Annotated in this window: 12 protein-coding genes; 11 read left to right on the plus strand and 1 reads right to left on the minus strand. The window is 64.4% G+C overall.

Annotation, left to right across the window (positions count from 1 at the left end; translation table 11 throughout):
- The 11 genes from G5V65_RS21005 to G5V65_RS21055 form a co-directional block, all read left to right on the plus strand.
- Positions 1-598: hypothetical protein (locus G5V65_RS21005; protein ID WP_206526920.1), on the plus strand; the 598-nt coding region annotated here is incomplete at its 5' end.
- A gap of 9 nt (positions 599-607) precedes the next feature.
- Positions 608-1,708, plus strand: a complete 1,101-nt coding sequence (locus G5V65_RS21010; protein WP_165054417.1) for a glycine-rich domain-containing protein — start codon at positions 608-610, stop codon at positions 1,706-1,708.
- A 4-nt stretch (positions 1,709-1,712) separates the two neighbouring features.
- A complete protein-coding gene (locus G5V65_RS21015; protein ID WP_165054420.1) occupies positions 1,713-2,255 on the plus strand; it encodes a hypothetical protein in 543 nt (180 codons plus the stop codon).
- Positions 2,252-2,497, plus strand: coding sequence for a hypothetical protein (locus G5V65_RS21020; RefSeq protein ID WP_165054423.1), 246 nt, complete (start codon positions 2,252-2,254; stop codon positions 2,495-2,497). Before G5V65_RS21015 ends, G5V65_RS21020 begins: the two co-directional genes overlap by 4 nt.
- Positions 2,498-2,535: 38 nt before the next feature.
- Entirely contained in the window at positions 2,536-3,513 is a 978-nt protein-coding gene (locus tag G5V65_RS21025) for a C40 family peptidase (RefSeq protein ID WP_165054426.1), read from the plus strand.
- The gene (locus tag G5V65_RS21030; protein WP_165054429.1) at positions 3,510-3,737 is read left to right on the plus strand and encodes a hypothetical protein; all 228 of its coding nucleotides are present in this window, start codon (positions 3,510-3,512) and stop codon (positions 3,735-3,737) included. Before G5V65_RS21025 ends, G5V65_RS21030 begins: the two co-directional genes overlap by 4 nt.
- A complete protein-coding gene (locus tag G5V65_RS21035; protein WP_165054432.1) occupies positions 3,700-3,864 on the plus strand; it encodes a hypothetical protein in 165 nt (54 codons plus the stop codon). Before G5V65_RS21030 ends, G5V65_RS21035 begins: the two co-directional genes overlap by 38 nt.
- A 26-nt stretch (positions 3,865-3,890) precedes the next feature.
- Positions 3,891-4,292 carry a hypothetical protein gene (locus G5V65_RS21040; RefSeq protein ID WP_165054435.1) on the plus strand — a complete coding sequence of 134 codons (402 nt, stop codon included), beginning with the start codon at positions 3,891-3,893 and terminating at the stop codon, positions 4,290-4,292.
- Between the two features lie 15 nt (positions 4,293-4,307).
- The gene (locus G5V65_RS21045) at positions 4,308-6,635 is read left to right on the plus strand and encodes a hypothetical protein (RefSeq protein ID WP_165054438.1); all 2,328 of its coding nucleotides are present in this window, start codon (positions 4,308-4,310) and stop codon (positions 6,633-6,635) included.
- Positions 6,632-6,931 (plus strand): hypothetical protein, encoded by a 300-nt coding sequence (locus G5V65_RS21050; RefSeq protein WP_165054441.1) that lies wholly within the window; start codon positions 6,632-6,634, stop codon positions 6,929-6,931. Before G5V65_RS21045 ends, G5V65_RS21050 begins: the two co-directional genes overlap by 4 nt.
- A gap of 177 nt (positions 6,932-7,108) precedes the next feature.
- Positions 7,109-7,567, plus strand: a complete 459-nt coding sequence (locus G5V65_RS21055) for a hypothetical protein (RefSeq protein WP_165054444.1) — start codon at positions 7,109-7,111, stop codon at positions 7,565-7,567.
- A 67-nt stretch (positions 7,568-7,634) separates the two neighbouring features.
- Here G5V65_RS21055 and G5V65_RS21060 read toward each other — a convergent pair whose 3' ends face one another.
- Positions 7,635-8,444 carry a hypothetical protein gene (locus G5V65_RS21060; protein WP_165054447.1) on the minus strand — a complete coding sequence of 270 codons (810 nt, stop codon included), beginning with the start codon at positions 8,442-8,444 and terminating at the stop codon, positions 7,635-7,637.
- Between the last annotated feature and the right edge of the window lie 250 nt (positions 8,445-8,694).

The raw sequence follows: 8,694 nt of genomic DNA on the forward strand, positions 1-8,694 counted from the left end.
TCGGGGAAGGGTCACATGGGTCAAATCTCAATGGAAATCTTCAGCCCAACCGGGTCAGCTCTCAGCGCAAATCAACAATCAGCTGCAAGCGAAGTACCGATCGACGTTCTACAATCTGGACGCCCCGGTGGAAGCCATCGTTGCAAGGCGCGGTGACCTGGTCGCGGTGCAGCATGATCTGCTTTCCGAGCTGGCTGGATCCGGCCGGATTGTTGATTGGACGCTGGACGGCTCGGGCGACGTCGACACGATCACGATCGACTGCGAAGTGGCGGTGGCCAATGAGCCTGACTTCCTCAGCGTCACGGATCTCCTCGCGGTCGAGGATGTCCTCCTGATCGGTGCCACGAGCGGCGTGATCATTCGCGGCCCCGACGGGTTGAGTTCGGTCATCGCGCTGGACAACACGACGGGTCAGACCGCCGTTCTTGAGCTTGCCACGCCAATTCCTGCGGCCGACGTTTATGCCGGTGCGCTGGTCTCAATCGGGCGCACCGGGCAGGAGGCGCTGCGCCTCGTGGTCTTCGCGGTCGATCCCCAAGAGGACTTCACCGCCTCCCTCACCCTTGTCGACGAAGCCCCGGAAATCTGGGCCTGAAGGTAAACCATGGCAGAAAGAGAAACCTATTCCGGCTCCAGCACGGGGCCGATCGACGGTCCCGATTTGCTGGACCAGTACGCGGCACGCGTCAAGACGCTGTTCGATGCATCCGTGCTGCCGCTGACCTCTGTTGGTGGCACCGGAAACGCCGTCACGGCCACACTCGATCCGCCTCTTGACGGCGGCGGGCTGGTGAACGGGATGAAGTTCACCATCACCTGGGGCGCGGCGAACTCCGGGGCTGTGACGCTCGCGATCAACGGCGGGTCTGCGGTGCCGGTCGTTGATGCTGACGGGGCGGCGCTTGGCGCGTCTGCACTGGCCTCTGGCAGGCGATCGCTGATCGAATACCTGTCTGGTTCGTTCAGGATCCTGTCCAGCGCGGGAGGCGCGGGGGCAGGAGCGGGGCCAGCCTATCAGGCTTTCACCTCGTCTGGCACATGGACAAAGCCGAGCGGATATGACGACGACACGGTTGTCATGGTCGAGATCTGGGGTGCTGGAGGCTCCGGATCTCGACCAAGCGGAGGCTCAGGCGGTGGCGGCGGCGGTGGCAGCTATGCCGCGCGGTTATTTCGGATTGGCGATCTTCCCTCATCGGTCACGGTTACGATCGGGAGCGGCGGCTCTCCACCAGCGACGAACTCACCAGGCAATGCCGGTGGAGGCACTTCATTCGGCGCTTTGCTTTCAGCCTTTGGTGGAGGCGGCGGACAGGGTCTTATCGCCGGCGCTTTCGCTCTTCAGGGTGGCAGTGGCGCTGGTGAACTCGCGGCGGGTGTTGCCCCTGCTTCGGCCAATGGGTCGCTCGGTTCTGCAGCAGTTGGTGGGGCAATTGGTGGAGGCGGCAGCGGGCAAAACGCGGGCACGCTTCATGGCGGCGGCGGTGGTGCAAGCGCTTCGACTGTCGGCTCTGCAGTATTTGGTGGCGCAGGTGGGTCGCATGGCAGCGGTGGCTCTGGCGGTGTCAGCAAGTATGGAGGCAACGGCGGCAACGCAGTAGGCGCGGCTGGCTCAGCTCCTGGTGGCGGGGGTTCCGGCGGCACTTCTGGAACTGCTGCTGGCGCAGGTGCCCGTGGCGAATGCCGCGTGACGATCTTCGGGTGATCAGATGAGAAAAGCGCAGATTGAGAATGGCCTGGTCACCAACGTGATCGAGGTCGATCCGGACCATGTTCCGGATTGGTGCGGGGACTGGCCGACTTGCGAAGGGGCTGGGCCGGGTTGGGCTTATGCCGAGGGCGAGTTCCATCCGCCCAGGGCCGACATCACCCCCATCGAAGCCATGGCCGCTGTCATGTCCGCGATCACGGCCGTCGAGGACGCGCTGACAGCAGGCGTCCCGCTGGCCGAAAAGCTGTCTTGGTCCGCCAAGGAAGCAGCGGCCCGGGCCATCGTGGCGGGCGTCGGCCTCGCAGCGGATCAGAGCCTTCTGGCGGGCGAGGCAGCGCTGACCGGCGAGACGGTGGAGGATCTTGCCTCCCGCGTCATTGCCCGGGCTGATCTCTACCGCTTCGCCGTGTCCCGGCTCGCTGGCATCCGCCGGGCGGCTGGCACGGCCATCGCCGCGGCGCAGGGGCCCGACGATCTGGAACAGGCCGTCGCGCTGGCTCAGGCGCAATGCGCCGCGATCATCGAGGGGGCGTCGGAATGAGGTTCGAGAACGTGCTGAACTGGGGAAATATCATCACCCTCGTCGTCATGGGCGTGGGTGGTCTCGTCGCGTTCTCGAAGGTGCAGTCGGAAGTGACCTACATGCGTGACGCTCTGATCGAGATTCGCCGCGAAGACGATGCGACCGATATCCGCCTCAGATCCCTCGAGCTTGGCTTCGGACGGATCGAGGAACGGCTGATCGCCATCCAGAACATCCTGCAGAACGCATCGAAGCCCTGAGGGGCTGAACCCACCATCATCGCAGAAAGGGCAGGGCAATGACCCAGTTCAACCAGGCGGTCCTTGCGGCCGCCGAGGCTTACCTCGGCATGGAAGAATGGCCGGGGGCGAAGCATAACCCGAAGATCCTCGAGATGTTCGACGCTGTCGGGCATGGCACCGTGAACGACGATGAAACGGCGTGGTGCGCGGCCTTCGTCGGTTCTGTCCTGGCCTCGCTGGGCCTGCCGCATACGGGCAAGCTGAACGCCCGGTCATACCAGACCTATGGGCAGTCCGTCCGGCTGCAGGACGCGCGCCCGGGGGACGTCGTGGTTCTCTGGCGCGGATCGCCTTCCAGCTGGCAGGGGCACGTCGCCTTCCTGGTCCGCTTCGAAGGAAACAACGTCATCCTTCGGGGCGGAAACCAGGGCAACAAGGTTTCCGATGCGGCCTTCCCGATCGACCGCATCGTTGCCATTCGCCGCCCTGACGGGGTGGAGGCTCAGGGAAAGCGGCCAGTTCTTCGGAGCGGTGATCGTGGCGCTTTCGTGATCGACCTGCAGGCGCAGCTGGCGATGCTCGGCTACACCCTCGGCAAGCGCGACGGGATCATGGGCGCGCGCACCGTGGCGGCCGTGGTGGCGTTCCAGACCGACAACGGCCTCGTCGCCGATGGGATCGTGGGGGATCGGACATGGGCCGCGCTTGAGCGTGGCGAGCAGCGTCCGCTCCGTGACGTCTCCAAGGCCGACCTCGCCGAAAGCCGCACGATCCGGGCCGCAGAAGACGGCAAGGCCATCACGGCGGCAACTGCGGGCCTGGCTGGCGCCGGGGCGGCTGTGGGGGCTGCGGAGCAGATCATGGACGTCGCACAGCGCGCGGGTGGATTGGCTCAGGGCATCGCCTCCGCAGGGCCTTGGGTGATTGCCCTGCTCGTGATCGGCGTCGGCGGCTTCCTGCTGTGGCGGAAGTTCCAGCGCATCGAGGCCCTGCGCATCGAGGACGCCCTCACCGGGGCGAATGACCGTCGATGACCTGGCTCTTCGCAAACTGGCGGCTGGTTCTGCTCGGCCTGGTCGTGGCGGTGCTGGCCTACATGCGGATCGAGGTCGGCTGGCTGCGGTCCCGGCTCGATCGCGCCCAGGCCCGCGCCAAGGAGCTGCAGGATTACCGCACCACACGCGAAAGGATCGACGATGCGCCTGTTCCCTCTGATGCTGATGCTGCCCGTCGCTGGCTGCACGACCGGAAGCCTTGAAGCCTTCTGTGATGCGACGCGGGAAGACCGTGACCGTGCGGCGGCCACCGTGGCGGCTGAGGGCACCGACAACGTGGTGTTGGCGGTTCAGCCGCTGATCGCCAAGACCGACGCGGCTTGCCGCTGAACCCCACCCTAACAGGAGACTGACCCATGGCCTTCCAATTCAGCGTTGCCGCGCGCAACGCCGCGATCGACGCCATCGAAACCACGATCGGCACCGCGCCCACCCTCGAAATCCGCTCCGGCTCCGTTCCGGCCAACGCGGCGGCGGCCGACTCCGGCACGTTGCTGGCCTCCATGACCCTGCCTTCCGACTGGCTGGCGGCCGCCTCGTCCGGGTCGAAGACGCTGCTCGGCACATGGCAGGACGCCTCGGCCGACGCCACCGGCACGGCGGGCCACTTCCGCATCAAGGTCAGCGGCACCTGCCACATTCAGGGCACGGTCACGGCGACCGGCGGCGGCGGCGACATGACGCTCGACAACACCTCCATCGCCTCGGGCCAGCAGGTGACGATCACCAGCTTCACCCTGACGGCTGGCGGCGCCTGAGCCTGAGGCCCTGACATGACGATCACCCGCATCAGCTCGGCGACAGGGACGAACTCCCTGACCATGCCGTCGCACGCGGCGGGTGATCTTCTTCTGATGTTCGCCTATCGGGACGGATCGACAACCGCCCCCGCACTTCCCGCCGGCTGGACCGACCTGAACAACGGCGGCACGGCGACGAACTCCTGCCGGATCGCCTACAAGATCGCGGCGAGTGGATCGGAGGTTTCCGGCACGTGGACCAACGCGACCTCGCTGATCTGCCTCGTCTATCGGTCTGACGGCATCATTGGCGTCGGTGGCGTGGCACGGTCCAGCGCGGCCAGCACCACAGTCAGTTACCCCGCCCTGACCATGGTGAATACTGACGGCACATCATGGGTCGCGGGGTTCGGCGCGCATCGGTCGGTCAACACCTCGGTCGAAACGCCGCCGACCGGGATGACGAACATCACGTCGGTCCTCGATGCGACCGACGAGGCAGCGGCCCACGACACGAACGGCCCGGTCTCCAGCTGGTCGCTGACCACGGTTTCCGTCGGCGGCACGTCGTCGGGCTGGATCGGCGCAACCGTGGAAATCACGGACGAACCGCTGCCGGTGCCGCCTTCGGGCGACAATCCCTGCACGATTATGGCTGATCCGTCCGAGGTTGATCTGTTCTTCGACGCAGCGCTGTCTGATCTGTTCGAGGATACAGCCGGAACGACCGCCGCGACGACTGACGGCGATCCCGTCAACTTCGTCGCCTCTTTGTGGGGCGCGGACTTCGTCGCTGGGGCATCCTCAGGCCGGAACGCGGTCCTGCGCCTGCCGGGCGGCGATGATCCGTATCTGGAAGCCGTGCCGGGGTCGTCTCAGCTTCGCGCCAGCATCGCACGGTCTGGCGACCTCTATGTGATCTGCCGGGGGCGCTGGAACGGCACCGGGGACGATCAGGAATCCTTCTGGGTTCTCCACGAGAACCCGACGCAGTTCTACACCGGCGACTTCATCAAGCCGACCTACTTCCCGTTCGGGTTCAACTACATCCAAACCGAGAGCAGCATCGGCTACGCGGTCACGACTTCGGCGACGGCGATCACCCGGGGTGCTTGGGCCACCCTCGAAATCTACGTTTCGGGAAGCACGATCTACACCGCTGTCGATGGCGGCTCGTTCGAAACCTATGCCGGATCCGGGCCGCTGGGCGACACCACGCTCATGGACATCTTCGGGTCGCTCGATGGCGGGGTGACGGGATCCTTCGCCGTCGATATCCGGCGTCTGGCCCTGCTGAACACCATCCCCGATTCCACGGAACGGGCCGCGCTCCTGGACTGGGCCGAGAACGGCGACACTGGCGGATCGGCTGGCATCACCGGCTCGTCCTCCGGTTCCGTCGGCCTGACCGGATCGGCATCCGGCGAAGTTGACATCGCCGGCACGGTCGCAGGCTCGCTGCCGATCACCGGCGCATCAGCTGGTGTGGTCTCCGTGGCAGGGCAAGGCGCGGGCGATCTTCCCCTTGCAGGATCCGGCGCTGGTGCCGTGGGCAACGCCCCGGCCACCGGGACGGCCAGCGGCACGCTCGACCTCACCGGCGCGTCTGCCGGGGCCGTGGCGGTGCGAGGGCAAGCCTCAGGCTCCATGGGCCTCACCGGCGCTGCAGCGGGCGCTGTGGCCGTTTCTGGCGCGGCCTCCGGGTCGATGGCATTCACCGGGGCCGCCGCTGGTGCCGTGCGTGTCGCGGGGCAGGGCGCGGGCGTCCTCGATCTGCCGGGGTCAGCATCTGGTTCCGTCGCGATCGAGGGCAGTGCTTCTGGCGATCTGCCGCTGACGGGTGCCGCGACGGGCGCGATCGGGAATGTTCCCGTCACCGGCGCTGCGGCTGGCGATCTGCCGATCGGTGGAGCCGCAGCCGGGGCCGTCTCGGTCCGGGGCGCAGCATCGGGGGCATTCGGCCTCTCCGGCGCAGGGCAAGGCGCGGTGCGGGTCGCAGGCACCGCCAGCGGTGATCTGCCGCTGGCAGGTGCAGGACAGGGCACGACACGGGTCGCAGGCGCGGCCGTCGGCGATATGCCGCTGGCTGGCGCCGGGGCGGGTGCTGTGGCTGTCGAAGGCGCAGCGGTCGGTTCGCTCGATCTCGGCGGCGTCGGCGCGGGCACGGCCCAGACCCAAGGCACGGCCGCGACTGTCGCGATCACCGGCACATGGCGCGGTCATGCAGTCGGCGGCACCTTCGGGGCGCGCAGAATCGCTGGATCGGCGCGGGCGCACACCATCACCGGCACAGCGCGCGGGCATGTCCTCGCGGGCCTCTGGGACGCAGAGACCATAGACACGACCTGGAGGGCAGCGTGACCGCGATCACCACATTTGAAGCCGATGACCTGATCATCAACGTCAACGTCACCTTCGAGCCGGGCAGCGAGATCACCGCGCTCACCGGCGGCACGGTCGAAGCCTATGTCGAGCGGGAAGGGGCCGCGCGCGTCGCGGCGAACAGCGTCTCCATCGTCGATGCCGACACGATCCGCGTGGCCTTCAATGAGAATACGCTGGCCGAGGGCGTCTATACCCTCCAGGTCCGGGCCACGGTGGACGGGGTGACACAGACCGTCGCGGAGGCGGTGGTGACGGTGAAGGGGAGTCTGTGAGGAATAAGGTGCCTTAGGGTTATCAGCCCTTGCTTGGCGGCGGCTTGGGAGCGGGAGGCTTTGGCGGTGATCCCCCAGTAGACCCATCGCGAGTTGGGCCGCTAGAGCCATTGCCCTTGGTTACGGTGTCAGGGGGCTTTACCATTGTTACCGCCATGTGATGGGAATCATAAGAGCATGGATAATCGTCAAAGACTGATTCTGGAAATGCTAGCCAGAGCTGACGCAAGGCTTGAGGCACAGCAGCAGATTGCCCTGGCATCCGACGCTCGCGCTATGCAACTGGTCGGAGTTCTGATTGCCGCCGCAGCGGTGACCACAGCGATCGGCGAAGACGCAGTCTCTGCAGTGCAATGGGCAATTGTGGTTCCGCTTGTCCTCGCAGCCGCGGCGGGGATCTATGCGGCTCGGCCTGTTGGTTGGTATGCGCCCGGAATGCGTCCCTCTGCCTTTAACGAAGATCTAGACGACGATCGGGATCTTGCCGATGTGCAGTTGGAACTGGCGAGGCACCTGGAAGCCTGCATAGAGCAGAATAGCGAAATTTTGCGGCACAACGCCGACGCACTGAGAACCGCAGTTCTCTTGGCTGCTTGCGCCCCAGTTCTTGGCGCAATTGCCAGTATAGCAGTTTGATGCGGCGAAAACTGCGTGACCATGCTCGCGATCAGCCCATTTTGCGTGGTCTCTTGCTCGACTGTGCCTACTGCAGGAATGATCCAAACTCTGGTAGCATTTCATCGTTGATGAAGGCGGAAGTTTGAGACAGGAATCCCACAATATCTGCCCCTCGGATCGTCTCCGGCATATCAGAATGGAAGACTGCCCTCAGGCGAATGTGCGGTACAAGCGAAATTCCCTTCTCGCTCCACGTGTCCTCCCAAGGAAGCACTCCAAGCTTCACATTCGGCTCGGTCAAGACAGTATCGCCCAGTGATTCCGAGTGAATAGTCGCGCCCCTGTAAATGTAGGAGACTGAACTACCGGCGGTTGCCACAACGCCAGCAAGCAACTCTTGGTGCTTGTCCCAATTGTTTAGCTCTTGGAGTTTTTCGAGGAGAGTGTTCTTGGGATTTAGGGAGCTGTTGAATGGCTGGTATCTGCGCACGATGCCAACCACCCTTTGATCTGCGCCCAGAAGCGCGCTGCTAACGCGACGATCGAACTCATCCTGATCTGCGAAGATCGGAAACTTCACCTTTAGTCGAGCCCAGCGATCTTGCGGCCTTGAGCTGACCGCCCACGCAATATGATCCAAGGATGAGCGTAGGTGATGGCAAGCTTCCGAAAGAGAGAGACTGACCTCTGCAGGCAGTGGTTTGACGGATAGAACCGATATCTCCACCCAGTCGCCTACGCGTTTCGAACTCGTATCGAGAAATGCTTGCGATCCAAAGGTTGAAACCAAATCACCGATCCGGTCCGCAAGCTGCTGCGCTCTTATCGTTTTCCATTTTACGGCTGCAAAGGTCCCCAGTCTGTGGCCAGACCATGTATTGCGTCTTTGATCCATCGCGTCAGTGTCCTTGTCGCACTTTGTCTCAATGATCAGGGTGGCGATCCGCGTACATCGGCCACTAAGAACGTTTTCTCTGCTAGCTCCGTCTGGCTTGCGAAGGGGAAGGGGTCGTTCAGGAATGAGCGGCCCCTTCCCTTTTTCAACCAAAGAGGCCAAGCCCCTGTTCACCCACATTCTCCAAGTAAGTCGCTGATTTCGCTGTCGTAATCGTGATATTTCGCATATAAATCATGGCGTTGACGGC

It is taken from the genome of Paragemmobacter kunshanensis, from assembly GCF_011059185.1.
In the GTDB taxonomy this organism is placed as follows: Bacteria; Pseudomonadota; Alphaproteobacteria; order Rhodobacterales; family Rhodobacteraceae; genus Paragemmobacter; species Paragemmobacter kunshanensis.